Here is a 25,517-nt window from a genome sequence, read left to right as displayed (position 1 = left end):
GCAGGCGCGGCGTTTGAAGCCATGGGCGTGTCGCTGGTCATTCATCCGAAAAATCCTTATGTCCCGACCAGCCATGCCAATGTGCGCTTTTTTATTGCCTATCCTGAAAATGCCGAGCCGGTTTGGTGGTTTGGCGGCGGCTTTGATTTGACGCCGTTTTATCCTTTTGAAGAAGATATCGTGCATTGGCACACAGTGGTGCGAGACGTATGCACGCCATTTGGCGAATCGGTTTATTCTGAATTCAAACAATGGTGTGACGAATATTTCTACTTGAAACACCGTAACGAAACACGCGGCGTGGGCGGCCTGTTTTTTGACGATTTAAACCGTTGGGATTTCGATACCTGCCTGAATTTTATCAAGGCGGTTGGGGAAGGCTATATCGCAGCGTATCTGCCGATTGTGGCCAAACGTAAAAACACGCCTTATGGAGAACGTGAACGAGATTTCCAACTCTACCGTCGCGGACGCTATGTCGAGTTTAACTTGGTTTGGGACAGAGGCACGCTGTTCGGCCTGCAAAGCGGCGGCCGTACGGAAAGCATTTTGATGTCCATGCCGCCTTTGGTACGCTTCGAGTATCAATATGTGCCGGAAGAAGGTTCACCCGAAGCACGCCTCAATCAATTCCTTATACCGCGCAACTGGCTGGAAGAAGCCGGCAGATAGTTTTACCTATAAGAGGCCGTCTGAAAAGCGATTCTCACTGGTTGAGACTACCTTTTCAGACGGCCTTTGCTTCAATTGCTTTGAATTTGCATACCTTTGCCTATCATGCTGTTTCATCTCTATAGAGTTTTTGAGACAATGCGCCCATATAAAAATCACCTCACAAACCACACTAAAAAGGAATAATCGGTGAAACGCATTTTCTTATTTATCGCAACCAATATCGCAGTTCTGGTTGTCATCCGTATTATTTTGGCCATCTTGGGCATCAACAGTACCGACCAAGTCGGCAGCCTGTTGGCTTATTCCGCAGTCGTCGGCTTCAGCGGCTCGATTGTCTCTTTGCTGATGTCGAAAACCATTGCCAAACATTCGGTCGGCGCCGTCGTCATCGACCAGCCCCAAAGCGAAGAAGAAGCTTGGCTGTTGGCAACTGTTGAAGCGCAAGCCCGCCAATGGAATCTGAAAACGCCCGAAGTAGCCATTTACGACTCCCCAGAGCCTAATGCCTTTGCAACCGGCGCGACCAAAAACAGCTCGCTCATCGCTGTCAGCACCGGCCTGCTCGACCACATGACCCGCGATGAAGTCGAAGCCGTTTTGGCGCATGAAATGGCACACGTCGGCAACGGCGATATGGTAACGCTGACACTGATTCAAGGTATTGTGAATACTTTTGTTGTCTTCTTGGCGCGTATTGTTTCCAGCATGGTGGCGCGCAACAATGACGGCAGTACGTCGCAAGGTACATATTTCATGGTCAGCATGGTATTGCAGATCGTATTCGGCTTCCTCGCCAGCATCATTGTGATGTGGTTCAGCCGCCAACGCGAATACCGCGCCGATGCGGGCGCTGCAAAACTGGTGGGCGCGCCGAAAATGATTGCCGCCCTGCAACGCTTAAAAGGCAGCACCAGCGATCTGCCGCAAACCATGACCGCAATGGGCATTGCCAGCGAAGCCAAAGATTCTTGGTTCAGCACCCATCCTTCTTTGGACAACCGCATCAACCGTTTGAAAAACCGCTAATCGAAAACATCAAGGCCGTCTGAAACATCAATTTCAGACGGCCTTTTTTTATTTCTTCATCAAAGCCCGTTTGATGATAATCATCCAGTCTTTCTTATCCAACAGCGGCCGCTGGTTAAACACGTCATATTTGCAACCGTCCAGTTTCTGCAAAATCAACTGGCCGCCGACAATAATCATGCGCAACTCAAAACCGATTCGTCCTTTGAGGGTTTTGCCCAACGGCGAACCGGCCTTCAGTATTTGAAAGGCACGTTGACACTCGTGTGCCATCAGTCGTTGAAAAGCAAAGTCGGCTTTGCCGGCCGCAATCTGTTCTTCGCTGACTTTGAACTTCTGCAAATCTTCCTGAGGGATGTACACGCGCCCTTTCTGCCAATCTGCCGCCACGTCCTGCCAGAAATTAATCAGCTGCAAGGCAGTGCAAATGCCGTCGCTTTGCGCTATGCTCACTTCATCGGTTTGCCCGTACAAATGCAACATAATGCGCCCCACCGGATTGGCGGACAAACGGCAATAGGCAATCAATTCGCCAAAATTTTCATAACGGTTTTTGACCACATCCTGACTGAACGCCGCCAACAAATCGTAAAACAGCTGCAACGGTAATTGAAACGGCTCAATCGCTTCGTTGTACAAACGCTGCATCAAAGCTGTTTGCGATTTCCCACCTTGTGTAATGCGGTCTAACTCTGCCTTCAGTTCGTCCAGTTGGCGCAGGCGTTCGACTGCTTCGGCATTGCCTTCGTCGGCAATATCGTCCGCCGTCCGCGCAAAAGCGTAAACGGCGTGAACCGGCTTGCGCAAACGGCGCGGCAGCACAATAGAGCCGACTGGGAAGTTTTCGTAATGATTGACTGACATGGGGAAATCCGAAAATTTAAAATAAAGTGTTTTTGCTGACAGGCCGTCTGAAATTCAGACGGCCTTACGTTTGGCCGCAAAGAAATCCTGCAATACGCTTTGGCATTCTTCTGCCAATATGCCGCCCAAAATTGCGGTATGCTTGTTCAGACGTTTGTCGGCAAACAAATCGACCACGCTGCCTGCCGCACCGGTTTTAGCTTCAGCCGCACCATAAATCACACGCCCGACCCGCGCCTGTATCAAGGCAGATGCGCACATGGAGCAAGGCTCTAAGGTAATGTACACGTCGCAGTCTTCCAAACGGTAGTTTTGCAAGGTCTTACCTGCGGCGGCAAGCGCGTTGATTTCGGCATGATGGCTGACATTGTGGTCGCCAATGCAGGTATTGTGTGTCGCTGCGATTGCCTCGCCTTGATATACGATGACCGCGCCAACCGGCACTTCGCCCAATACCGCCGATTGTTTGGCCTGTTCTATCGCCAACCGCATAAAGGTTTCCATATCGCTTTGCGAAGGGAAAACGGCAACAGGCGGATGTTTTTTCAAATCCTCGCACAGCTCCGTCTTTCTCTCCTCGGAAATACGCCGGGCATCCACACCTGAAACCAACGCAGCCAGTTGCCATAAGGTGCTTTTGGTTACGGTCAAACCCGACGCTTTCAGCAATAGAAATGCGTGGACTGCGCCGATTTCCTGTAAATCTTCCAGCGTACAAATACCCAATTCTTTTAGCGCGGTCAATGCTTTAGGGGCAAGTGGTGGCGTAGTCAGCATGGATTATTCCTGAAAATGCTGACGCGCCAAGGCTAAGGCCGTTTGAACATAATCGCTGTCTGCGTAAGGATCTAACGTGTGCGCCAAAGGAATTTTCCGCAACCAGGTCAACTGGCGTTTGGCAAGCTGGCGCGTGGCGATAATGCCTTTTTCGACAAAGGTGTCATAATCGGTTTCGCCTTCGAGATAATCCCAAGCCTGACGGTAGCCCACGCAGCGCATAGACGGCATATCGGCATGCAGTTGCGGATAATCGCGGCGTAAGGCGTGTATTTCATCTAGGAAACCGTGCTCCAGCATACTTAAAAAGCGTTTTTCGATTTGCTGGTGTAACAAATGGCGGTCTTCGGGGATAAGGGCAACCGTGCATAAATCCAATAAAGACGCAGCCTGCTTCTGCTCTGTGAAATGTTCGCTCAAAGGCCTGCCGGTCAGAAGATAGACTTCCAAAGCGCGCTCAATACGCTGGCTGTCATTGGCTTTCAGACGGCCTGCCGTTATCGGGTCAACTTCCTGCAAACGGCGATACAGGCCTGCCAAACCGTGTTCTTTTTTTTCCGCCTGAAGCTGTGCGCGCACCGCCGCATCCGCGCCGGGCAAATCGTTCAAACCTTCCGTCAGCGCATGGAAATACATCATCGTGCCGCCGACAATCAGCGGATAGCGACCGCGCGCATGTATTTCGTTCACCAAGCGCACGCAGTCGCCGACAAAATCCGCCGCGCTGTAACTTTCCAGCGGCGAGATAATATCAATCAAATGATGCGGTACGGCAACAAGCTCTTCGGCAGTCGGCTTGGCCGTACCGATGTCCATGCCGCAATACACCAGCGCGGAATCCAAACTGATGATTTCTACCGGCAACGATCGGGCAATATTTAAGGCCAGTGCGGTTTTACCGCCGGCGGTCGGGCCGAGTACGGCGAAGGCTTTGGGCGCGTTCATAAGAAAACGGAAAAATTAAAAATGCGATTATAGCAAACCCGGGCAAACCATATTTCAGGCCGTCTGAAACATTTGCTCTACATTATCAAAAGCGTTACACTTGCTGCGCCGTTTCAGACGGCCTTTTATATTGATTTCAAACCTGCTGCTGCCGTCATTGCGCCGGCAGTCAAGCCGTCAGCGACACTGCGTCGCTGTAAACACGAAAGAACACACTATGACCGTATCTCCCGTAGCCTTGCGCCGTCAAACCGAGCGCAAGCCGCATCCGACTGCGCGTTATTGGAAAAAATGCGATGTCGAGGCTTTATTCGGACTGCCTTTCCTCGACCTCGTTTTCCAAGCCGCCGAAATCCACCGCCAAAACTTCAACCCGCGCGAAATCCAGCTTTCCACCCTGCTCTCCATCAAAACCGGCGGCTGCCCCGAAGACTGCGCCTACTGCCCGCAATCGGCACACCACAACACCAATCTGGGCAAAGAGCAAATGATGGATGTGGACGAAATCGTCGAAAAAGCCAAAATTGCCCAATCTCGCGGCGCCAGCCGTTTCTGCATGGGCGCGGCATGGCGCGGCCCCAAACCCAAAGACGTGGCTGTCGTTTCCGAAATCATCAGCGCGGTGAAAGGCTTGGGCATGGAAGTGTGCGGCACCTTCGGCATGCTCGAAGACGGCATGGCTGAAGACTTCAAAAAAGCCGGTCTGGACTACTACAACCACAACCTCGACACCGACCCTGAACGCTACAACGACATCATCCACACCCGCAAACACGAAGACCGCATGGATACTTTGGGCAAAGTCCGCAATGCCGGTTTGAAAGTCTGCTGCGGCGGCATCGTCGGCATGAACGAAACCCGCGCCGAACGCGCAGGCCTGATTGCCAGCCTTGCCAACCTCGACCCGCAACCCGAAAGCGTGCCGATCAACCAGTTGGTCAAAGTGGAAGGCACGCCGCTGGCCGATGCCGAAGATTTGGACTGGACAGAATTTGTCCGCACCATCGCTGTGGCGCGCATTACCATGCCCGAGAGCTACGTCCGCCTGTCCGCAGGCCGCAGCAATATGCCGGAATCCATGCAGGCCATGTGTTTCATGGCTGGCGCAAACTCGATTTTCTACGGCGACAAGCTGCTGACTACGGGCAATCCGGACGAAGACGGCGACCGCCTGCTAATGGAAAAATTGAATTTGTATCCGCTGCGCTTTGAATTGGAAGAAGAATACAAAGCCGCGCAGGAAACACCCAAAATCAAAGTCGACTATTAACCGCCATCATAATGCCGTCTGAAAGGACAGGCTTTCAGACGGCATACGGCACTCCGGCACGCGGCGCAACATCAGGCGCGGCGCGTGCCGCCCCGTCCGAAGCCTGATAAACAAACCAATAAGGAAATACGATGAAACACATACTCCCCCTGATTGCCGCATCCGCACTCTGCATTTCAACCGCTTCGGCACATCCTACCGGCGAACCGTCCACCCAAAACGAAACCGCTATGACCACGCATACCCTCACCTCAAAATACAGCTTTGACGAAACCGTCAGCCGCCTTGAAACCGCCATAAAAAGCAAAGGAATGGACATTTTTGCCGTCATTGACCATCAGGAAGCCGCCCGCCGAAACGGCTTAACGATGCAGCCGGCAAAAGTCATCGTCTTCGGCACGCCCAAAGCCGGCACGCCGCTGATGGTCAAAGACCCCGCCTTCGCCCTGCAACTGCCCCTGCGCGTCCTCGTTACCGAAACGGACGGCAAAGTACGCGCCGCCTATACCGATACGCGCGCCCTCATCGCCGGCAGCCGCATCGGTTTTGACGAAGTGGCAAACACTTTGGCAAACGCCGAAAAACTGATACAAAAAACCGTAGGCGAATAAGCCCGTCGCCGACATAAAAGGCCGTCTAAAACTTTTTCAGACGGCCTTTTATCGTTATTCAGCATCAAAACCTTCAATCTTCCGTATCCATTCTTCCTTTTCCGCCTCGCTCAAAAACGAAGCGCGGAACGAATTGGCGCACAAGGTTTTGATTTCTTCCGCACTCAAATCCAAAGCCTCGGCAAGCGCTTCAAAATTGCGGTTCATATAGCCGCCGAAATATGCCGGATCATCGGAATTGACGGTTACCAAGACGCCGCGTTGCAACATACGGCGCAAATTGTGTTTCGCCATTTCAGGGAACACTTTTAATTTCAAATTGCTCAACGGGCAAACGGTCAACGGCATTTGTTCTTTAATCAAACGCGCCATCAAGGCCTCATCTTCTTCCGCCCGTACGCCATGATCGATACGGCGGATATGCAGCAAGTCCAAAGCCTCATAAACATATTCCGGCGGGCCTTCTTCTCCGGCATGTGCCACCGTCAACAAACCCTCCGCCCGCGCCTGCGCAAACACGCGCTCGAACTTGGACGGCGGATGCCCCTGCTCGCTCGAATCCAAGCCTACGCCAATGATGTGTTCCTTATAAGGCAAAGCCTGATTTAAGGTTTCAAATGCGCTTTCTTCCGACAAATGACGCAGGAAACACATAATCAAACGCGTGCTTATTCCCCATTGCTGTCCGGCTTCATGACAGGCGCGGACAATGCCGTTAATCACGGTTTCAAACGCCACACCCCGCGCAATATGGGTTTGCGGATCGAAAAATATTTCCGTATGCACGACATTGTCTTCACGGCAACGCTCAAGATACGCGCGGGTCAAATCGTAAAAATCCGCCTCGTGCAACAATACGCCGGCACCGGCATAATAAATATCCAAAAACGACTGCAGATTGTGAAAATCATAAGCCTGCCGTACCGCATCGACATTTTCATAAGGAATTGCTATATGGTTGCGCTTGGCGATTTCAAACATCAGCCCCGGCTCAAACGTCCCTTCGATATGAACGTGCAACTCGGCTTTGGGCAGGGCTTGGATAAATTGTTTGATATTCATATTTTCTCTGATTTTCTGTTTATATTTAATATTGAAGGCCGTCTGAAACTTTCAGACGGCCTTTGACCATTTATCTGTTAAAAACCATTTTCCATCATAATTATCCTTTCAATAATAAATATATGTATATAAATACATTTTTATTTTTTACTAATTTATATACCCCCATATATACCCACAAATTAAAATCATCTTGAGCAATACTAAATACAACAAAAATGTTGTATTTAGTATTGCAATCACAACATTTTTGTTGTATTATGACCTTACTGTATGGAAAGGAGGTGAATGATGAAATACAGCGAATTCAGGAAATGGCTGCTCTCTCAAGGTGTAGAGTTTACCACGCTAAAACGCGGAAGCCATCAATTAATAAAACTTGGTAATAAAACATCAGTTTTCCCAAACCACGGTAGTAAAGAAATTGGTACGGGATTGGTTCAAAAAATCAAAAAAGACTTAGATCTTAAATAAATAAGAAATAAAAAGGAGCAAGCTCGGAGGAGCTTGCTACCTAATAACTATACTGGATTACTATGAAAGGTTTATATGTTAGCTTACCCCTATATTCTAACGCCAGACGATAATGGTACTTTATTAGTAACATTCCCAGATATTCCGGAAGCTGTCGCAGTCGGAGAAGACGAAGATACAGCAAAAATCGAAGCGATTGACGGCCTGATTTGCGCATTAGAAGGATACTTTGAAGACAGGAAAGCAGTCCCACTGCCTTCAGAAAATGATGGTGAGCATGTTGTCGTTTTACCGGCATTAGAAACAGCTAAAATCCTGCTACTTAATGAAATGGTACAACAAAATGTAAAGAAAGCCGAAATGGCAAGAAGATTAGACGTGCACATGCCGCAAATTGACCGCTTACTGAATTTGCGTCACAATACAAAACTTGATTTTTTGGAAAAAGCCGCTGAAAAGCTTGGCAAAAATCTGAATATCAGCTTCTCTTAACCTACTCTTTCCATACAGTACGCTTTTTTTTATAGAGCAAGCCCCCGCAAGGGGGCTTTTTCATTCACCAGAAACAATACGGCCATAAGCCTGCCATTCAGCCAAATCATTTCTTTGCTGGTCTGCTACTTCTGCCATTCCAGCATATTCAGCCGTGCATTTTCCGAATAATGCCCAGCCTTTGGCAACTGATTCATCAGATGCGCCGGCGGTGCTATCGGTTGTGGGCAGGTTTCGGCGGCCACCTTGATTTCGGGCGTACTGCTGCACGCGGTCAAGCTCGCTGCGAAGGCTATTAATAACAGTTTTCGCATGGATTCTCTCCTTTTCTATTTTGGCTTGCATCGCAGCAAATTCAGCGGTGCGCGCCCGTTCTTTTTCCAATGTTTCAGCAACACGCCGGCCTTGGGCAACAGCAAAATCTTGGCTGATTTTTGACGTAGCGACTGCCGCACCGCGCTTTTCAGCATCAGGAATGGCGACACCATAAACAAAGCCAAGCCAACACACTAAAACCACCACCAACACAATTAGGGCCGTGATGATTCTGTTTTTAAGCATCCACGGAATCATGGCACTAATCCCTGTAAATAAACGGTTTTCCCACTGCGTTTAACGGCAGTCATAACCTGATTACGTTGGGTGCCATTGTGTCGGAAACCGATGTGCACCCATGCACCATCCCCACGCTCCGGGAATTCCAAGATCAACTGGTCAAATGCCAGCTTTCCAACATCGCGCATTTCAATCAGCTTTTTCGCAAAAGCAAAAGAAGTCATGCCGATAGCGTCACAATCAGCTGCCGAACCGAAACGATGTGCCGATGTTGGGCTACCACCAACCAACTTATTCACACGCTCGCTGCGAAAACAGCTTGTAACAATGATGCCACGGCCAACGTATTCACGAATTTTTTCCAACTGCTCAGCTGTCTTGCGGATATTCTGCATTTCCTTTTCAGTCGGAATGTTTTCAACACCCATACGGCGGGCGGTTTCGCTACGCGTTAATTCACGCAAACTAAAATTTTGTGTTACTTGTGTCATATTCTACCTTTTGAAATAAAAAGGCCGTCTGAATATTCAGACGGCCTTTGCTAGTCTTTACTATCGATAAATTTGGAAGCCGTTTTTCTAAGCCATCTTTTCATCAATCCCGGGGCAATGGCCTGCACGGTATCCATCGCATGACCTGTTAAAATACCGACAAACGCGCCGGCAATCGCACAAGTCCATACTTGGTTTAGCATTAAAAACCGTTCCGCTACTGCCGCCGCCGCAACCGCCGAAATCAAAGCTTCAAACAGGCTTGATACTGGTGCGTCATGGTCTTTCATGCTTGACCACACGCTACCAATGACGCCGCCCCCTATCGCGAACAGATAGCCGATTTGAAAAAAATCGTGCATTATTCCCCCTTTTGTTTCCGTTTGAATTTAACCTCCGAAAACAAGAATTTAAGTGAGTTATTTCCAGCAAGTAAGCAAAGGAACGCCAAGACAGGCGGAATAACCATGCCTGTATGCGCCGGCGGATAGGCCGCCCAAAACGCATACGCCGTTAAATACCAGATAAATGCTGATACCAAAAGCATATAACCCGACAGCACCTCCCCCTTGAATGTCTGCCAGTACATCGCCACCAGTTGCAGCACTCCGACACCGCCGAATACCAATATCAGCGTAAACTCTGAAATATCCTTGAATTTATAATATATTGGCCAACTATAGATGTCGTTCGGCGAAAATGCGAAGACCAACGCATACCCAATCATCGAACAACCACTGACAAATTCAACCGCACGCGTGCCCGTACCAAACAACCACTGCTGAAACCGTACAGGAAGAAAACGCCATTCAAGAATATATTTAACCCATTTGAGTGAGTTACTCATTTTTTGCCTCCAAGAAAAAAGGCCATCTGAAAGATGGCCTGTTACGCAAGTTTGCCGGTGACAGCATAATGAATAGTTTGAATCCCGGCGCTGAAGTAGTTTGAGCGACAAGTGAAGCCGTTTTTATTCTCCTTTAAAAATTATGGCAATGTGGTCGGCCACGGCTCACTGGTAAGGTACATGATGGAACTTACCCGAATGTCCCCAATATCTCGGTCAGTAGGGACTGGGTCAGTAAACTGGAAACGTAGCATGTGAGCATCTCCAGGCCCACCTAAATACCATGTTCCATATGGAATGCCCTTGTCATTGTAGATTCCACCAATCAGGCTAAATTCTGACCTAAATCCTTCCGGTATTCCGCGTAAACCCAAAATAAAAACGTTCCGCTCCCTGTCCGACGGCTGGACAGAATACCCTGGGCCACCACGTCGCACGATACCGAACCAACCCCAGCTTAAACCACCAAATTGATACATAACAGTATCGTTTTTTCTGCGTACTTTTAGATATGACGCGCCCAGTTTTGAAGCAATAGTCAGCGTTCTCCAGCCAGTATCCCCAGTCAAAACCTCCCAGCCTTGGTTGTCCGTTCCAGTGCGTTTTATCCACTTCAACGCGCCATTAGTTGCCGCTGTATCCACATAGGTCGTTCCAACTGGTGCAGTAACCTTTCCGTTAGGCATACCAGTGCCGTGGATTTCATACTCATTGGCTTGTCCAGTAGGTGCGTTTGTGGCTGCTTGGCTTGGTAGCGTTACACTTCCTCCGCCGCCTGATAGTGTAAGTGTGTTTCCGGATAAGGCCAGTGTTTGCGGGATACCCACGCCATCGCGGCCATCTGCTCCTTTTGGACCAGTTAACCCAATAGGTCCTTGAGGTCCAGTAGGTCCGATTGGGCCTTGCTCCCCTCGCTCGCCCTTTTGTCCGTCCGCCCCTTTAGGTCCAGTATCACCTTTAGGTCCAGTATCACCTTTAGGTCCAGTATCACCTTTAGGTCCAGTAAGGCCAATAGGTCCTTGGATACCTTGCAAACCTTGCTGACCCGTTTCCCCACGTTGTCCTTGTGGGCCACGCTCGCCTGTATCGCCTTTCTCGCCCTTTGCGCCAACTGCACCGTCTGCGCCTCGTTCGCCTTTTGCCCCAGGCAGACCATCAGCGCCTTTATCGCCAGTGTCTCCTTTCGCACCGGGCAAGCCATCCGCTCCAGTGTCGCCCTTGTCGCCTTTTGCGCCTGGCAAGCCGTCCGTTCCTCTTTCGCCTTGAATCCCTCGTTCGCCAGTGTCGCCTTTGAACGAAGCGAGAAATTCTTCAAAAGTGCCAGAGTAGCCAAGTTCTTTTTTGGCGCGGTCGTACAAATCTTGCCCAGCGCCTTGAGCAATTACCGTTTCCTTAACGTCAATTTCGGCCGCCGGCGTTTTGTCTGACAGGGTAAACATATATATAGTCATCGCGTTACAACCTCCAGCAAACAGATTTCGCCACGTATCAACGTGTGGCGCGTTGATACATTCAAAATGTCATACTTTGCGCGGCGCCACTTTGCGTCTCGGGAAAAATCAGGCGGGAAATCCAGCGTTAGGACGTTGCCGACTACCTGAATATTTCCTGTAGTCTCAAATGCCAAACCAACGCTAGGAGCAACCATCATCTTCAGTTCTGCGGCAGATAAATCGAAAGGTTGCCCATCCACCGTTACCGTTACTTCAAAACGCCGGGCGTTTCCGACTGGCATTTCAATGTTTACTGTTGGAATATCCGCCCTGATATGAATTAAATCAGCCATAAAAACTCCACTGAATCGACCGATAGCTTTAAGTACACCATACAACTGCATGGTGTACTTAAACTAATCAGCACAAATCAAAACAGCATCGACAGGAAGGTTGCCCAACTCATTCCAAACCTGCACATCACCACCAATGACAACCATACACCCGCGATAATCAGGGACAATTTCCCAACCTTCCCCAACCCACTTCGCTGCCTGATGTTGTTCAAGCACAGGAACTTCAGCTTCAATACTTTGGCGACAGTCATCAAAATACTGTTCTTCGATAAACAATCCATCCGAATCAATTACACAACGTGTCATTTCTTTAACTCCTGCATTTGTTTTTTCATGCTCTCCAGTTCATCAGCCATTTCTTGCAACGCCTTAACCAATACTGGGACAAACATCTCATACTCAATTGTGTAGGTATCCTGTCTAAAGTTAATCATTGGCAATTTGCCATATTCTTCTTCAAGCGCTACAACATCTTGAGCAATAAACCAATGCTGACGGAGACTTTCTTTATGACGTCCATCCTTTGACGGATTTGCCCACCACTCACGAAGTTTTTCCGAACGCTCATGAGGCGGAAGGTTTGTGAACAACTCGTCAGTATAAGCATCTCGACGATCCCAAACCCCTGTAACAGGCTTGAGTTTACGAACAAAATCCAAACCAAAATCCAATGGCTCAATATCAGCCTTATCACGGGCATCTGACCGAATATTCACGGCTGAGGGTGCATAAAGCGTCTGGCCATACATCCCAAGCTGAATTTCATTACTTCCACCCAAACGCGCACCATAACCAATGGCAATGGAATTGGTAATTTTTCCGCTTAATACATCACCTTGTACGTTTCGGTACCCACATGAATCACCAATAAATACACTTTGCTCACTGCTAATTGTGGGCGCACACCAATACCCAACAGCGACGCTAGATACATGTGTTCCACTCCGCAGCGCTGAAGCACCAACTGCCACCGTCTTCTGCGGGTTATCACTGGACAGCATTGCATCCGCACCAATTACTGTTGTATATGCGCCGCTTACCGCATTCTTAAGTGCATTGGTACCGATTACTGTCAATTCTTCGTTTTTCGCGGCCGCCGATGATGTCGAATAAACATATTTAAGTTCTGCGTTACCCGATGCGTTAAGCTCTTTCGGGCTGCGGATGGTGAGACTGTTGCCTGCCGCTGCTGTTACTTCTACTGGTACAACATCACCCTGCACGGTGGCCGCATCGCCTGAAGTCAGACGGATGCCTACCCAGTAACCGACTTGAGCGCCTCGAATATTGCCAAAGTTCAACGTAACATCATGGCCGCTTTGAATATAACTACCCGTCTCCGTTCCGCTCCACAGCACATCACCACCGTTTGGCGCAAGATTACGTTCCAAGTTTTCAAGGGCATTTGCCCCCAACGCAGTTACTTTTTCGGCGACCTTTGTATTTTTTGCCGCGCCACCACCAATTGCCGTTTGCGCATCGCGCCCTTGATACATCTGCAATACGGATTCGCCGACAGCCACGGTACGAGATGTTGGCGACGGCCAAAAAACTTCAATATCGCCGCTCAGCCCAATTGGTCCGACACCGGCCAACGCCGCCGAACCTAAAGCAATATTAGAAAAGCCAGTACCCAAACCTTGGCCAGAGTTACGGCCGATCGCAATATTTGAATAACCGCTTGTAATACCACGCCCTGCATTACCGCCGATACCGATGTTGCGAGTTCCTGCCATTTTGGACTGGTCATACCACTCCGTGTCAGCCTGAACATTAATCAAACTATCTGCCCCGATTGAAATATTATCGCGGCTAACACGTGAAAACCCCTGCGAACGATCGCCAATAGCAATAGCAGAAACACAGCGCTCCACCCGTCCCATTGCCTGTTCACCGATAACCACCAATCCAGCACCCGTCCACTCATTTGACTTAAGATTGGATGCCGCACCACTACCGGAAATAAAACGGCCAAGGCCGCTACGAATGATTTGATACTGAACATCAACCGCTTTGCCATTGATGACAAATTGACCGTTTGCGTACTTATTATTTTTCGGATACTGATTGCCAGTATCGATAGATAATCCTAAGCAATCTACCACTACACCAATCGCCGCATTTTCCACCGCATTCAAAATAGATGCGGCATTATTTTTTGACTTATCATAGCCAAAATCATAAAGGCTTAACTCTTTAAATACCCGTTTCCAGCGCATACCAGACGTATCAACAATAACCGTGCCGCCATTATCAGCAGTGGTTTTATCTTGAGCATCTGCCACAAATACACCGCCGCCCGTAGTTCCACCGGTGTAATAAGCATTTAACAATACCGCAGGATACTCACCTTTCAACTGGCGCAAAGCGTCTACACTTTCGATTTTCCCTGAGCCACCGGCCAAAGAACTAATTGCCTTAAAAAGCTGCTGATTATCTTCGGGATTAAGATTAATACCCGCATTTTCAATGGCATTTGCAATTTCTTCCTGCAACGCATTTACAAATTCCGCATTAAACTGGGTGGGACGAACACCGGCTTGCGGGTTGCCGTTGCGCCATCCGTGCTTACCTTTGCCGAATAAATCCTGTGCGGCGGTACTGGTATCAATACGTCTCATTCTTATGCTCCAAAAGCAAAGGCCGTCTGAATTTCAGACGGCCTTTATTGATTAAAAGTAAATTATTCGTAGTGAAAACTAACGTGGGTATGGCTTGGCTTAATGCGGTTTAAAACACACTCAAGCGCATTAATGCCGTAATTACTTAAAAAACTGGTACAGTCATCCGCACAGGTCATCTGCTCAATGGCAGTGTCCGCAGGGATATTGACTATCCAGCAGAAAATACTGCTCTCATCCCACAAATAATCTGCACAGTTATCGTTGCAGGTCATCGGCTCCGGCTCGTCAATCGTCGCGCCGGAATAGCCCATATTTTCGATTACGCTTAAGTAATACGGTATTGACTGACCGCCGGTTGATGTGAGTTTTGCCACCAATGCCCGTTGCCGCTCCGGAATACTGTCCAAAGTCCCAGTGCAAATATCAGGCAAGCCTGCAACCGCCTCCCACTCGTTCAGCATTTCATAAGCGTTTCGTGGATGGGATTCCCCAACCATATCTGACACACGCGCATCAATGCGGGCCAACTCCTGCGCCAACGCATCGACAAACTCCCAAAGCCGCGTTCCTGGCTCAAACTGCCATGCCGCTCCGGTAGGCAACAATGCAATCAGCTGCTGCCGGTATTGATCGGCTGTATATGGATTCAGCTTGGCCATACCACCCCTCCAAACGTCAGGATTTCATTTGGTGCACAGGTCACATCTTTAGCAGGTTCTGACATAACGTGCATAAATTCGTTTGGCGCCAAACTGATTGCCTCAGAAATGCGTGACAAATACAGCGTACCACCCATAGACGATTCACGCAGATGGAATGACTTTAACGCTGCTTCCACCCCTGCCCGATTCTCAGCAGTATCCGGCGCAAGATTGATGCGGTATTGCACCTTCTTTTCCACAGGCGCGATCACCGTTACCCGCGCCGTCACCGGACGCACTTCTTCGATATGTTCCTGCACCCGCGCGATTTCGCGTTCATCTGGGATAATACTTTCATCGTTATCACGCACAACCGCAACCGAAACCGTACCCAAGCCGTTATGCAGCGGCAACACCCAGGCGCGGGTAATACCAGGCACCTCCAGCGCCCAAGTTTCGTAATCATAATCCGCACCACCTTGCGCCGACCCTTGGATACGGCGGATCAGTCGACTACGCAAATCGGCGTCGCTCTCAACATCACTACCGCCGGAAATACCGGATAACCCAACAGGCGCGGAAGACTGTATGCCCAAAACAGGCGATACCATTGTGAACACCGTACCGGCTTTTGTATTGCCGATTTCTCCAGCCGTTTCAGCTGCCACTGTTACTGCACCGCTTGATGCAGACAGAGTTAAATCGGCTGTTGTAACAAAACGGATACCGTCACCACGGGCAAACAATGTACCCGCCGGCAATACCGCGCCAGGCGCACCCGTTACCGTGATTTCACCTTCGGCAAAAGCTGCCGGTTTACGCGGCACTTTCAACCAAATCCGGGCGTGCTCTTCAAGCTGTTCCCCGGTGGCTGTGGACGGCAGCATTTGTTTAATACCCCAATCCAAATGCGCATGCAGCAGATGGGACGCACCGCCCAAAGCGGCCGCAAACACCCCTGCAACACTGCCTGCCTGCGGATATTCGTTTTCGCTGGTACGGCTGGTTATATCGGTTTCGACGCGCTCAATAATCTCTTTCAGGTTTGGTCGACTAAACGGCATTTTGTGCGCTCCATAAATAACTGTATCGGTAGATTTGACCTTCCGGGCTGGTTATCGCCACCGCCAAATTCAGACGGCCAACACCTGCCCATGAGCCGCTCACCTCTACTGATTCGGCTATATTTTTATCAATCAGCCACTGCAAAGCTTCACGGGTATATTCTTCAGCCCGCGCAAGCGTTTCAGGTAATTGCTTTTCACGGCTCAATAACCATAATCGGCTGCCAATAATTTGTGGGCGGTAGGTATCGCCCCACCACCCACGCTTATCCCCTGCGCCATCCGGCAATACATCATCAGATCTGGCACGGGCATCGGTACCCAAAGACATCCAAACTGCCGAACGCAACCAGTCGGTATCATTCAACAGCAAATCACTGCCACCGATTTCAGACGGAATTAATCCAAGCATGGTTTGTTTCTCACATGGTTTGCGTAGGCGAATTGGTTTCGGACTGCTCGTCATTTTCGTGGTGAGTATGGCCGTTATAAGTGCTGCGCATACCAGACATAGAGTACCCGCCGCCCATATCTTTTACCTCTTTGGCAAATACTGCCGATTCCGTGCCGATAACATTACCGTTCAACTCAATCAGCGGGGCATTAATCACTGCTTCACTTTCCGCGTTCACTACAAATTGCGGCGTATTTATTTCGCAGCGGTCATGGTAAAGCACGATCTTATGGCCGCTGCTGTTATACTGCGCCGATTCGCCTTCTTTCAAACCGCTCACCCGAATACCGCGATTTTCAGCACAGATTAAAACCGGATGATCATGATTTCCCGCCACAAACAGCACAATACCCTCTGCTCCTACCACCGGTACGCCGGTAAAGCCAAATTGCTGTAAGCGCTCTACATCGTCATGCATATCGCCGCTAAATGCTTCAATTTGCACTGACTGGGTTTTATGGCCGTCTGAAACCGCCGCAATGATGCAGCGCCCTATCATGGCCTTAAGCTTCTCAATCATTTTTTCCAATTCCCCACGGTATAACTGCCATCGGCATTTTTCTGCAACTCCATCGCTCCACCGCCATCCCAGCCACCGGCCGCACTGTTTTTTCCTGTTCCACGCTTGGCCGCCTTACCACCTTTCGGCTTGGTTTTGGTTTTACTTTCGGCCTTTGCCTTACCCGATGCTTTTGCTTTGACTGCCTTTTCCGGTTTGCCTTCCGCCTTTTTCACGTCCTCCGGGTCCGGCAGGTAGGCATCAGGTCGCTTCAATTCCATTTTAGTAATCTCGCCGCTGTCATCGTAGCTGTATTCAACGGCCGAAATTAGTAAATCGCCTGTAACGCCCAAAATCGCAGCCTCAACCGCCGCAAGCAGGTTAATATCCCAAACTTGGCCATTTTGCTGCGTCCAACCAGCCACCGTACAAGACAATGTAGTGCTACGTGCTTCACGCACCTGCTTTTCCCACTCTGCCTGACGCCTTGCCACGGCAGCGGTAGCCTGCCCGTCTGCCTGCTTCACAAAAGGGCGGTAACGGGTGATACCTGTATCGGCTACCTGCTCTTTAACATGAGCCACCGCCTTGCCGTTATCAGTATCATTGCCAGCACGCTGGCCGGATACGGTATAAGTAGAAAAGCGGTCGGAAAAATCGAAATCAGCTGTAGCGGACTTAATATTTCCACCATAAACCAGCGGCGTAGCGGTGCGTTCGGTCCCAACATGGGTAAGCACTAATGCACCACGCGCCTGTACCGGCAACACCCCACGCAACTTACACGCCCGTTCAATCGCGGCAAAAGCGGTTTCAGCAGGCTCCAGCTTAAACACCGCCAACGGCGTATCGGCTACCGTTTCCAAAATCACTTCAAGTCCAAACGGCGCAACAAGAATCTTCACCAAATCCAGCAGCTTGATGTTTCGCCATTGCGCCGGGCTATGCACCGCCGCGCAATCGACCAAATCGCCCGTTTTATCGCGGCCGGAAACCGCGATACCGTGAGCACTGTCCGAAACGTCTATACTCACTTTATCGATGTAGCCGTCAATCACAGTTTGCCCGTTTACCAAAATCTTACACTTTTGATTCGGGCGCAACGGCCATTGCGTCGCATCGCCGCCCACATTCTCGGTACACGTCAAATCAAATGCCCCAGCCACGGTTTCAATGCTGCGCGATACCGATACTCCCGTCCAGCCGCCATAGTTAGCGCCGTTTACCTGCAATACGATTTCAGACATTTTTAATCACTCAATACCCGCAGCGGAGCAACCGGCATAAACCCCGGATGCGCCACTACATTGTGCCGCAGCATTTCGCCAGATCGCGCGGCATCACCATGCACCGAATAAGCCAGCACCAACACAGGTAGGCTTGCTTTCGGGGTGATTTCACGCAATCTTGGCAACTCATTTTGTGCATCAGGTACTGCCTGAACTACCGCACGCCGTACATCCTGCAAGGCAGAATAAACCGCATCAGGGACATCTGGCGCAACCGCATCAATCCATGCCAATAAATCGCGGCGGGTGATAATGGCTTCATCCAAACTTTCAAACAGGCTTTCGCGTTCGTTTTTCGCCGCAATCCGGCTGTTGCTACTGCCGGGCTTGCCGTCTGAAAAATCGCCGCCGACTTGCGGCAATTCAATACGCACGTCATCAGGCATCAATACTGCCGTGGCAACCGCCGCATTTAATGCCGCAATTTCAAATAGTGATGCCACCGCTTCACGGTTTTTAATCCCCTGTTGCAATGGCGCTGCCAACAAATGCGTGTCATTGATGCGCTTTGCGCTGTAATCCGGCTTCTTCTTAAACGCCAATTTCAGCGCCTGGATACCGGCCAACGGGCGGCCAAAACCACCGGAAAGCTGGGTAAACGCACCTAAAACCTGAAAAGCCAAATCAGCAGGCACATTTGCCAGCTTTTTAACTGACCCAAGCAACCCTGTTACCGACTGCAAAAATTCGGACTGTTTACCCAAATCCAGCAAACTGGATAAATCGGACAGCTTATTGAGCCGCGCGGTTAGATCATTTATCGCCTGTACACTTAGAAAATCCGGTACACCATTCAGACTGAACACTTCACTGAACCAATCGCCTAATGCCGAATCCAGAAAATCGGATTTTTCCAGCAAGCTACCGATTAAATCTTCTGTTTGCGCCGGGTACTGATTCTTACCCGCCACCACAAAAGATAAATCAAACCGCGCCATGCCACCTTCATCGGCGGTTTCAGACAGCGATACCGCCGTACAGACAACATTCTGCGTGCCCAGATACGGATGCACCAACTGTCCTGCGCCCGGCTGGTTACATGCTTCCAGCAGCTTATCGCGGGCAGCCATATAATCCGCACCGATACAAAAGCCGCGCACCGAAAACGTACCCGCCTTTAATCCCAAGTCTTCAACATAAGGATCATCACGCCCCGGATACTCGTGTACCTGCGTTCGACGGCCTTGCTCCGTTTGGTGCGATTCCACCCCAAACGAAGCCCCGCGAAAAGACGCGGGGCGCAATTTGTTTTTCCAAGACATTTCTAAACCCTATCAGCCGAATGCATAACCTTGTTTACTGCTCAAATTCACGCGGTTGCTGGCGGTAGTTTTCATGGTAGTACCGCGCGGCACGTTACTGTGGTTAATGCTCACATCCACACGACCTGCGCCACCGCCACCACGAACAACCGCACCGGGTGCAGGCAACGATGAAGCAGCCCGACCTGCCTCCTGAGAAAGATTCAAGATACTGGCCGCCTTAGCTTTAATTCCGTCAAAAATACCACCGATAAAAGATTGCAAACGCGCAAACGCCGCCTGCACAAACTGCACCGGGTTGAATGACGACAAAATCGACCCAATGGCGCTTATCGCACCGGAAAACACCGCCTTGATGCTTTCCCAGTTGGACACCACCCAGCCGATAATCGGCTGCATAGCCTGAATCATCAAACCCAGCGGGGTAAAATTGAGAAAATACGACTTAAGCAAATCAAAACCAGCCGCAAACAGCGATTTGATACTCTCCCAAACACCGCTTAAAAAATCGGTTACAGCTGCCCATTTTTCCATAATCCAGCCGCTGATCGGTTCCCAGTTCGACCAAATATAACCGGCCAACAAGCCGATGGCGATACCCGCCAAAATAAACGGCGCAAAACCTGCAATAGCAGGAATAAGCGCGGTAGCCAAAGGTGCCAAAGCAACCACCAGCGACCCGATTGCCACCCCGATATTCACAATGGCCGCCACCAATGGCAGTAAAGCCACTACGCCAAGCGCGGTCAGCGTATTTTCAAATCCCCCGAAAAAGTCGTTAATGGCAACAAATTTATCGTAAATCTTACCGCCAACCTCCCATAGACGCTCAAAACCGGTTACCAGCTTTTGACCTATCGTTTCAGCAAGTTTTTGTAGACTGCCGTCATCGGCCATTTTGTTCACTTTATCCAAAAAACCGCTTAACTTGTCTTTCAGAAAATCAAACACCCCACTTTGTGCAATCAACAGCTTAAATCTAGACCACTGATCGGAAAGATTCGACATCATGCCTTCCCATGTACCGGAAAGCTTATTCATCGCACCACCGTATTTTTCATTCCAAATGGTTTGCAAAGTAGCTTGAATCATCGCACGGTTGTTAGATTCCACTTTCGCCAACTGCTGCTTACCATTTTTGTCGGTGTAGCTGTATTCCGTGAAATTAGTACCTTTGATTTTACTGGCCTTAATACCAAACTCTTTTAGACGTTCATTTTCTCCCGTTACAGCATCAGCAATCGCTTCAACCACTTGCATCACCGGCTTACCCATCGCCGCCGCCGTATCACCAAGAGAATTTAACAACCCATCTTTCAACGGGTCTAAACCATAAGCCTTCAATTTCACGAAAGAATCGGTCACTTCATTCATTTCATATGGTGTGCGGGCGGCGAAGTCTGAAATCCAAGCCATAGATTTCTTAGCCTTTTCTGCACTACCTTCAAGCGTGGTCAAAATAGTTTCGTACCGCTCAAATTCAGACGCAGTATCCATCACACCCTTGGCAAATACACCCGCACCAGCGGCAATCACACCACTTGCAGCCGCATACGCGCCCAGAATCTTACTGGACTGAGAAGTTGCACGGGTAATATGCGCCATTGCCTCACCCACCTTGCCATTATTCAGCCCTGCGAACTTACCCTTAATTTTATCCAGCGCACGACTGGCTTTGTCCAGTACGGTGACTTCAATTTGTGTCTTTGCATTAGCCATGATTTATCCAAACAAAAAGCCGTCTGAATTTCAGACGGCCCTAAGAACTAAACTTTAAAGCGTTTTTGCTTTGATATAAACATAATCAACCGCCGCACCTGACTTAAATACGGTTAGGCTTTGAAAACCAAATTTTCCATTATATTCAATGACCGCATCCGTCATAGAAGTAGATTTTTCATAATCCATACCCAACTGATACGGCACATCCAACTGCTCAAATTTAGGATTCGTGATTGTTATCCAATCAGCAACACCATTAATATAAACCACATCAATAATACTGCCATCTTTTTCATAATGACAGGAAAGACCGTTTTTATTGTTTTCACAATCACCCAAAGCCGCACCAGTAAACAATTCGACCTGCTTTCTTGGCTTCAAAACAATTTCACGGACATCAAACAAAACTTTCTGTTTAGATTCAGCAGCCTGAAGCGGTGCAGATGCTTCCACCGATTTTTCAGTCGGTTCAGCAGGTTGTCCACAGGCAGATAACAACAATAAAGCGGCAAAAATTAAAGCATTCTTTTTCATGATTTCATCCAGTTAATAAACACAGTTATTTTAACCAGATATTTGCTCATTAATCCATACTGCTCTGTCATACCACCACAACAGGCCGTCTAAATCCAAATCCAACGGATTACCGGCGCTACCCTTAAAGGTGTAGCCAATTGTTGCCGCTAGCTCCGGCCAGTCCACTGGCCACTGGCTAAAAAACTTTGCAACTCAATCGACAAATTCAGCACATCAGGCGCAATCATTTGCGAAAGAACAGGCGCAGGGATACCCGTGAGCTTGTAACCCAGCTTAAACGATGCATCAGCATCCACAACCATCTTGCCGGCGGTATCAAATTCAAACTTAATACCCAGCATATCTTTACCGGTGATAGGGCGCAGGGTTAATTCAGTAATTTCGTTTTGACCGTGCATGATCGGCGCTGTTAATTTGATAGTACATTCTTCCATTTATCTACTCTCTATTGATAATTTCAACACACAGCCGCCATAAAGGCGGCTGATTGTGCTTTAAATCTCCTGCGCAGGCAGGCGCGATTCAAAACGCACACCGATGTTGGCTTCTTCGGTGTTGCCCGTACCTTCACCGGCAAACCACGCTTGCGACAAGACCACGGTTTTCCCGTTCCCCAGTTCCAAGGTGATGGTTTCACTGTCGATATTGGTTAAATCAGCCAGCTTCAAATCGGCACTGTCGGTAATTTCGCCTTCGATAAAGGCAGTCTGCACAGTTTCTTTATATCCATGCACGCCATCTGCACCAATAATCGCTTCACGCTTTGGGTTGCCTAAGTTATAGGTAAAATTACCCTTGGCATCCAGCTGACGGCCGCCCACTTTAAAGAAAATGGTACCGGCACGGCGGTTTTGTTTTGCCATGTTGCTAATCCTTGTTTAAAGGCCTGTCTAAAATGCTTCAGACAGGCCTATGGTTTATGAACTGATAAACTGTACTTTATTGGCAAATACAATCATTTGATTCACCAAATCCGGCACGAACAAGCTATCTAAGCGGTTAGGGTTCGCCAAATTGCGTTCGCTGAAGCTGTCAGCGGTGAACTGGTCGATATTTTCCACCAAACCCAATTCCATCCACAACTTCGCGCGGCTCACCATTTCTGCCTTGTGCTGCTTTGGCGTCATGATGGGCTGACCGGCACCAAACTTATTGCCATCATCAGCCAGCTTATGGCGCGGATACTTGCTCACAATGTACGCGTTCCAGTCGTAGCGCAGGTAAGATAGCGTCCAGACGGTGTTAATCATCAGGTAGCTATCGTCAGCTTGGCCGTATTTACCGGTTTTGTAGGTGCTAATCAGCATTTCAATCAGCACGCTACCGCCCGCATTGATGCGGTAGGTAGAAATACCGTTAAACAGTAAAATATTGCGCTCTTGCTCGGTTAAGCGGTCGTTTTCTGCAGGTGGCAAGACGCCGACCAGTTCCAGCGTTTGGAACGGGCGCGCCGGGTCATTTTGCGCGGCAAACGCTGCCTGTGCCGCCATAGCAGCCGCCAAGGCAAACGGTTGTGACGGCGTTTTCGGCAAGCCGCCGATACAGGCAAACGGGCTGTTACGGCTATTGCCCAGCGTGGTTAAAGCGCTGAAACCTTTTGCCGACGCAGCAAAAAACATACCGTCGATAGCACGCATCGCACCCCAGCGGCTTTGCATTTCGTCTTCCATTGCCTTCAGCGCAGCAGCATCAGTGTACGGCAGAACAATCGCATCAAACTGCAAATCGCCCATTGCGGCCACAGCTGCCGTTAAATCCGGATTACCAGTGCCACCTGCAAACGGAGTAAATGCCACTTTAATGCCAGCAGGCGTTTTCTCGTCCAGCGGGTAGTAATTAATGCGCAAATCCACATCATTTCCTACCGCGCCTTTGTTTTTCGCTGTCAGCGTAACCACTTCGGCGGCCGCTACCGCACTTACCGTCAAGCCAGTAGCGGCATTGATAGCGGCGGCAGTTTTGGTTGCCTGTACGTCCGCAGTATCATTTACCAACACAGCAACCGGCACACGAACACCGCCGATATACAGGTAAATCGCTCCGGATTCCTGTGCCGTGCCGGTAAAAGTGATTTTAGCCGTAGCGGCCACACCCTCACCCGCATCAGCAAGCGGCAGTGCCCAAGTTTCGATATAGTCGCCGTTGTTTTTAAACCATGCGGACGCACCCACACCGATTTGCGAACCAGCCCCAAACAATTCAGCGGCTTGTTCTGCACGCGAAATACGAACCAGCTTGCCCGCTTCAGCCTTTCCGCCTGCCAGCATCTGGCCGATAATCAGGCCGCGAAAGGCTTTCAAGGTTGCGCCACGGTTGGCCAATTCATTGTTAAATTCAGTTTTTGCACCCGGTAAACGCCAAGTGCCAGGGATTTGGTCAAATGCGATTGCCATTATTTAGCACCTTTCTTCGCCGTTGTTTGCAACAACTCGACCGCGCCTTCGTTGATGCGGCGCTGCCAGTAATTCGACCACTCCACCGATGCGCCTTCTTCGGGCAGCGGTTGCATGGTTGCCGGGTCGGTCACTACATAACCTTCCACCGGCTTGATTTGGATAATATTAGCCATTTTCAGCCTTTCGGGATTAAGTCTTCTGCTTCGATTTCGGGATCTGTACCGTACAACTGCCAGCGGTTTGATGCTGTCAGGCCATCGGCAAACGACTGCACAATAACGGCTTGCGGATAATATTCCGCCGCACCGCCGACATACTCGCCGCATTGCTCGTGATACACAGCCTGCCAACCTTGCTGATAATATGCGCAAACATACTCGCCGCTGTCGTCATATTCGATATTAAGATTGTCGGGTAATAAATCATCAGCCAACATATCGCACTGCTCGCCGTTGACATCCAACCGCCGTAGGGTTGGGTTGGCGTAAAACAACCGCTCAACCACAGCCAGCATTTCTTCTGCAAGCGCATCAGCCTGTTCATTAGCCTGCACACAAACCATCGTTACCAAGCGTACGGTATGCTTTAATTCAACAGGCGACACGTTAAATACTTCGCTACGCCGCCCATCGATATAAACCACCACACACGGTAACTGCGAATGCGCAGGCGCGGTCACACGGTTGTCATAGACACGCAGAAAACGTTTCTTCAACAATGCCACCGCCGCGGAACGGATTTCAGTAAGCTGGCTTGTCATGCTGTTTTCTCAACTGAATAACCGACATACCAGAACCGTCATAATCAATTTCAGCCACAGAATACGCCACACCGCGTGCGGTGATGGTGGCATCTTTGATATTAGGCGGCAGCTTACTGTCGGCAACAATTAACTGTGGGTCGGCATTGCCGATGACCACGCCGAAACCATTATTGGGTAGATATTCGCGGTCAAACACCACCGCTACCGGCACGCCGTCAATCAAAACGGTTTCACCGAAATCTGCGGTATTGGTAAACACCTCGAACGGTTCTTTAAACATTCGCGCCTTCGCCTTCGCGTTGGCCGTCTGTTTCGCCTTCGCGTTGGCCGTCTGTTTCGCCTTCGCGTTGGCCGTCTGTTTCGCCTTCGCGTTGGCCGTCTGTTTCGC

The 25,517-nt window shown here is 49.6% G+C and carries 32 protein-coding genes; 6 read left to right on the top strand and 26 right to left on the bottom strand.

Going from position 1 to position 25,517, the window contains the following annotated elements:
• The coding region (gene hemF, locus ACTHS3_RS00435; protein ID WP_440366809.1) for an oxygen-dependent coproporphyrinogen oxidase at positions 1 to 672 on the top strand (672 nt) is incomplete at its 5' end.
• Positions 673 to 861: 189 nt separating this feature from the next.
• Entirely contained in the window at positions 862 to 1,701 is an 840-nt protein-coding gene (htpX, locus tag ACTHS3_RS00430; protein WP_004520292.1) for a protease HtpX, read from the top strand.
• 48 nt (positions 1,702 to 1,749) lie between these two features.
• On the opposite strand, the gene hpnC is transcribed toward htpX, so the two are convergent.
• Genes hpnC through miaA form a run of 3 tightly spaced genes read right to left on the bottom strand, consistent with a single transcriptional unit; the run spans position 1,750 to position 4,287 of the window.
• Positions 1,750 to 2,565 (bottom strand): squalene synthase HpnC, encoded by an 816-nt coding sequence (hpnC, locus tag ACTHS3_RS00425; protein ID WP_004519881.1) that lies wholly within the window; start codon positions 2,563 to 2,565, stop codon positions 1,750 to 1,752.
• Between the two features lie 54 nt (positions 2,566 to 2,619).
• Positions 2,620 to 3,342, bottom strand: a complete 723-nt coding sequence (tadA, locus tag ACTHS3_RS00420; RefSeq protein ID WP_004519882.1) for a tRNA adenosine(34) deaminase TadA — start codon at positions 3,340 to 3,342, stop codon at positions 2,620 to 2,622.
• A 3-nt stretch (positions 3,343 to 3,345) separates the two neighbouring features.
• Positions 3,346 to 4,287: a tRNA (adenosine(37)-N6)-dimethylallyltransferase MiaA gene (gene miaA, locus ACTHS3_RS00415; RefSeq protein WP_004519883.1), complete on the bottom strand. Its 942-nt coding sequence runs from the start codon at positions 4,285 to 4,287 to the stop codon at positions 3,346 to 3,348.
• Positions 4,288 to 4,504: 217 nt separating this feature from the next.
• On the opposite strand from miaA, the gene bioB reads away from it, so the two are divergent.
• Positions 4,505 to 5,557, top strand: a complete 1,053-nt coding sequence (gene bioB, locus ACTHS3_RS00410; protein ID WP_070461800.1) for a biotin synthase BioB — start codon at positions 4,505 to 4,507, stop codon at positions 5,555 to 5,557.
• Between the two features lie 131 nt (positions 5,558 to 5,688).
• Positions 5,689 to 6,168 carry a DUF302 domain-containing protein gene (locus tag ACTHS3_RS00405; protein ID WP_003680761.1) on the top strand — a complete coding sequence of 160 codons (480 nt, stop codon included), beginning with the start codon at positions 5,689 to 5,691 and terminating at the stop codon, positions 6,166 to 6,168.
• Positions 6,169 to 6,222: 54 nt separating this feature from the next.
• Here the strand turns inward: ACTHS3_RS00405 and ACTHS3_RS00400 are convergent, their stop codons facing one another.
• Positions 6,223 to 7,230, bottom strand: a complete 1,008-nt coding sequence (locus tag ACTHS3_RS00400) for an adenosine deaminase (protein WP_070695634.1) — start codon at positions 7,228 to 7,230, stop codon at positions 6,223 to 6,225.
• A gap of 291 nt (positions 7,231 to 7,521) precedes the next feature.
• Between ACTHS3_RS00400 and ACTHS3_RS00395 the strand changes: the two genes are divergently transcribed.
• Together ACTHS3_RS00395 and ACTHS3_RS00390 are read left to right on the top strand one after the other, a co-directional pair.
• Entirely contained in the window at positions 7,522 to 7,704 is a 183-nt protein-coding gene (locus ACTHS3_RS00395; protein ID WP_049343624.1) for a type II toxin-antitoxin system HicA family toxin, read from the top strand.
• Between the two features lie 75 nt (positions 7,705 to 7,779).
• Entirely contained in the window at positions 7,780 to 8,196 is a 417-nt protein-coding gene (locus ACTHS3_RS00390; protein ID WP_063067803.1) for a type II toxin-antitoxin system HicB family antitoxin, read from the top strand.
• A gap of 60 nt (positions 8,197 to 8,256) precedes the next feature.
• Here the strand turns inward: ACTHS3_RS00390 and ACTHS3_RS00385 are convergent, their stop codons facing one another.
• From ACTHS3_RS00385 to ACTHS3_RS00280, 22 genes are all read right to left on the bottom strand, one after another.
• Positions 8,257 to 8,769 (bottom strand): hypothetical protein, encoded by a 513-nt coding sequence (locus ACTHS3_RS00385; protein WP_440366805.1) that lies wholly within the window; start codon positions 8,767 to 8,769, stop codon positions 8,257 to 8,259.
• Complete coding sequence (locus ACTHS3_RS00380) at positions 8,766 to 9,242, bottom strand: D-Ala-D-Ala carboxypeptidase family metallohydrolase (RefSeq protein WP_440366804.1); 477 nt, start codon at positions 9,240 to 9,242, stop codon at positions 8,766 to 8,768. Before ACTHS3_RS00380 ends, ACTHS3_RS00385 begins: the two co-directional genes overlap by 4 nt.
• 50 nt (positions 9,243 to 9,292) lie before the next feature.
• Positions 9,293 to 9,604, bottom strand: a complete 312-nt coding sequence (locus ACTHS3_RS00375) for a hypothetical protein (RefSeq protein ID WP_440366802.1) — start codon at positions 9,602 to 9,604, stop codon at positions 9,293 to 9,295.
• The gene (locus ACTHS3_RS00370; protein ID WP_440366800.1) at positions 9,604 to 10,089 is read right to left on the bottom strand and encodes a hypothetical protein; all 486 of its coding nucleotides are present in this window, start codon (positions 10,087 to 10,089) and stop codon (positions 9,604 to 9,606) included. Before ACTHS3_RS00370 ends, ACTHS3_RS00375 begins: the two co-directional genes overlap by 1 nt.
• A 140-nt stretch (positions 10,090 to 10,229) precedes the next feature.
• Positions 10,230 to 11,540: a hypothetical protein gene (locus ACTHS3_RS00365; protein ID WP_440366798.1), complete on the bottom strand. Its 1,311-nt coding sequence runs from the start codon at positions 11,538 to 11,540 to the stop codon at positions 10,230 to 10,232.
• Positions 11,537 to 11,926, bottom strand: a complete 390-nt coding sequence (locus tag ACTHS3_RS00360) for a hypothetical protein (protein WP_107696861.1) — start codon at positions 11,924 to 11,926, stop codon at positions 11,537 to 11,539. The genes ACTHS3_RS00365 and ACTHS3_RS00360 overlap by 4 nt, the downstream gene beginning before the upstream one ends.
• Before the next feature lie 12 nt (positions 11,927 to 11,938).
• Positions 11,939 to 12,184: a hypothetical protein gene (locus tag ACTHS3_RS00355; protein ID WP_063067797.1), complete on the bottom strand. Its 246-nt coding sequence runs from the start codon at positions 12,182 to 12,184 to the stop codon at positions 11,939 to 11,941.
• Complete coding sequence (locus ACTHS3_RS00350) at positions 12,181 to 14,499, bottom strand: tail fiber domain-containing protein (RefSeq protein WP_440366796.1); 2,319 nt, start codon at positions 14,497 to 14,499, stop codon at positions 12,181 to 12,183. Before ACTHS3_RS00350 ends, ACTHS3_RS00355 begins: the two co-directional genes overlap by 4 nt.
• A gap of 62 nt (positions 14,500 to 14,561) precedes the next feature.
• Positions 14,562 to 15,161: a YmfQ family protein gene (locus ACTHS3_RS00345; protein WP_049343635.1), complete on the bottom strand. Its 600-nt coding sequence runs from the start codon at positions 15,159 to 15,161 to the stop codon at positions 14,562 to 14,564.
• Positions 15,149 to 16,207, bottom strand: coding sequence for a baseplate J/gp47 family protein (locus ACTHS3_RS00340; RefSeq protein ID WP_107696864.1), 1,059 nt, complete (start codon positions 16,205 to 16,207; stop codon positions 15,149 to 15,151). Before ACTHS3_RS00340 ends, ACTHS3_RS00345 begins: the two co-directional genes overlap by 13 nt.
• On the bottom strand, positions 16,197 to 16,619 hold the full coding sequence (locus tag ACTHS3_RS00335; protein ID WP_049343637.1) for a phage GP46 family protein: 423 nt from the start codon (positions 16,617 to 16,619) through the stop codon (positions 16,197 to 16,199). Before ACTHS3_RS00335 ends, ACTHS3_RS00340 begins: the two co-directional genes overlap by 11 nt.
• Positions 16,620 to 16,629: 10 nt before the next feature.
• A complete protein-coding gene (locus ACTHS3_RS00330) occupies positions 16,630 to 17,181 on the bottom strand; it encodes a phage baseplate assembly protein V (RefSeq protein WP_049343639.1) in 552 nt (183 codons plus the stop codon).
• Complete coding sequence (locus tag ACTHS3_RS00325) at positions 17,178 to 18,407, bottom strand: phage baseplate assembly protein (RefSeq protein ID WP_440366793.1); 1,230 nt, start codon at positions 18,405 to 18,407, stop codon at positions 17,178 to 17,180. Before ACTHS3_RS00325 ends, ACTHS3_RS00330 begins: the two co-directional genes overlap by 4 nt.
• A 2-nt stretch (positions 18,408 to 18,409) precedes the next feature.
• Complete coding sequence (locus tag ACTHS3_RS00320) at positions 18,410 to 19,711, bottom strand: DNA circularization protein (protein ID WP_049343643.1); 1,302 nt, start codon at positions 19,709 to 19,711, stop codon at positions 18,410 to 18,412.
• Positions 19,712 to 19,723: 12 nt separating this feature from the next.
• Positions 19,724 to 21,430: a tape measure protein gene (locus ACTHS3_RS00315; protein ID WP_440366791.1), complete on the bottom strand. Its 1,707-nt coding sequence runs from the start codon at positions 21,428 to 21,430 to the stop codon at positions 19,724 to 19,726.
• Positions 21,431 to 21,484: 54 nt separating this feature from the next.
• On the bottom strand, positions 21,485 to 21,967 hold the full coding sequence (locus ACTHS3_RS00310) for a hypothetical protein (protein ID WP_063067789.1): 483 nt from the start codon (positions 21,965 to 21,967) through the stop codon (positions 21,485 to 21,487).
• Between the two features lie 149 nt (positions 21,968 to 22,116).
• The gene (locus ACTHS3_RS00305) at positions 22,117 to 22,404 is read right to left on the bottom strand and encodes a phage tail assembly protein (protein ID WP_049349576.1); all 288 of its coding nucleotides are present in this window, start codon (positions 22,402 to 22,404) and stop codon (positions 22,117 to 22,119) included.
• Positions 22,405 to 22,464: 60 nt separating this feature from the next.
• Entirely contained in the window at positions 22,465 to 22,833 is a 369-nt protein-coding gene (locus tag ACTHS3_RS00300) for a phage tail tube protein (RefSeq protein ID WP_049343649.1), read from the bottom strand.
• A 54-nt stretch (positions 22,834 to 22,887) separates the two neighbouring features.
• On the bottom strand, positions 22,888 to 24,363 hold the full coding sequence (locus tag ACTHS3_RS00295; RefSeq protein ID WP_440366789.1) for a phage tail sheath subtilisin-like domain-containing protein: 1,476 nt from the start codon (positions 24,361 to 24,363) through the stop codon (positions 22,888 to 22,890).
• Complete coding sequence (locus ACTHS3_RS00290) at positions 24,363 to 24,539, bottom strand: DUF2635 domain-containing protein (RefSeq protein WP_107696872.1); 177 nt, start codon at positions 24,537 to 24,539, stop codon at positions 24,363 to 24,365. Before ACTHS3_RS00290 ends, ACTHS3_RS00295 begins: the two co-directional genes overlap by 1 nt.
• Positions 24,540 to 24,541: 2 nt before the next feature.
• Positions 24,542 to 25,126 (bottom strand): hypothetical protein, encoded by a 585-nt coding sequence (locus ACTHS3_RS00285; RefSeq protein ID WP_234395569.1) that lies wholly within the window; start codon positions 25,124 to 25,126, stop codon positions 24,542 to 24,544.
• The gene (locus ACTHS3_RS00280; RefSeq protein WP_049349580.1) at positions 25,107 to 25,409 is read right to left on the bottom strand and encodes a head-tail joining protein; all 303 of its coding nucleotides are present in this window, start codon (positions 25,407 to 25,409) and stop codon (positions 25,107 to 25,109) included. The genes ACTHS3_RS00285 and ACTHS3_RS00280 overlap by 20 nt, the downstream gene beginning before the upstream one ends.
• Positions 25,410 to 25,517 lie beyond the last annotated feature (108 nt).

Source organism: Neisseria sp. P0009.S007 (assembly GCF_051962515.1).
This window is presented reverse-complemented; position numbering and strand designations above follow the sequence as displayed.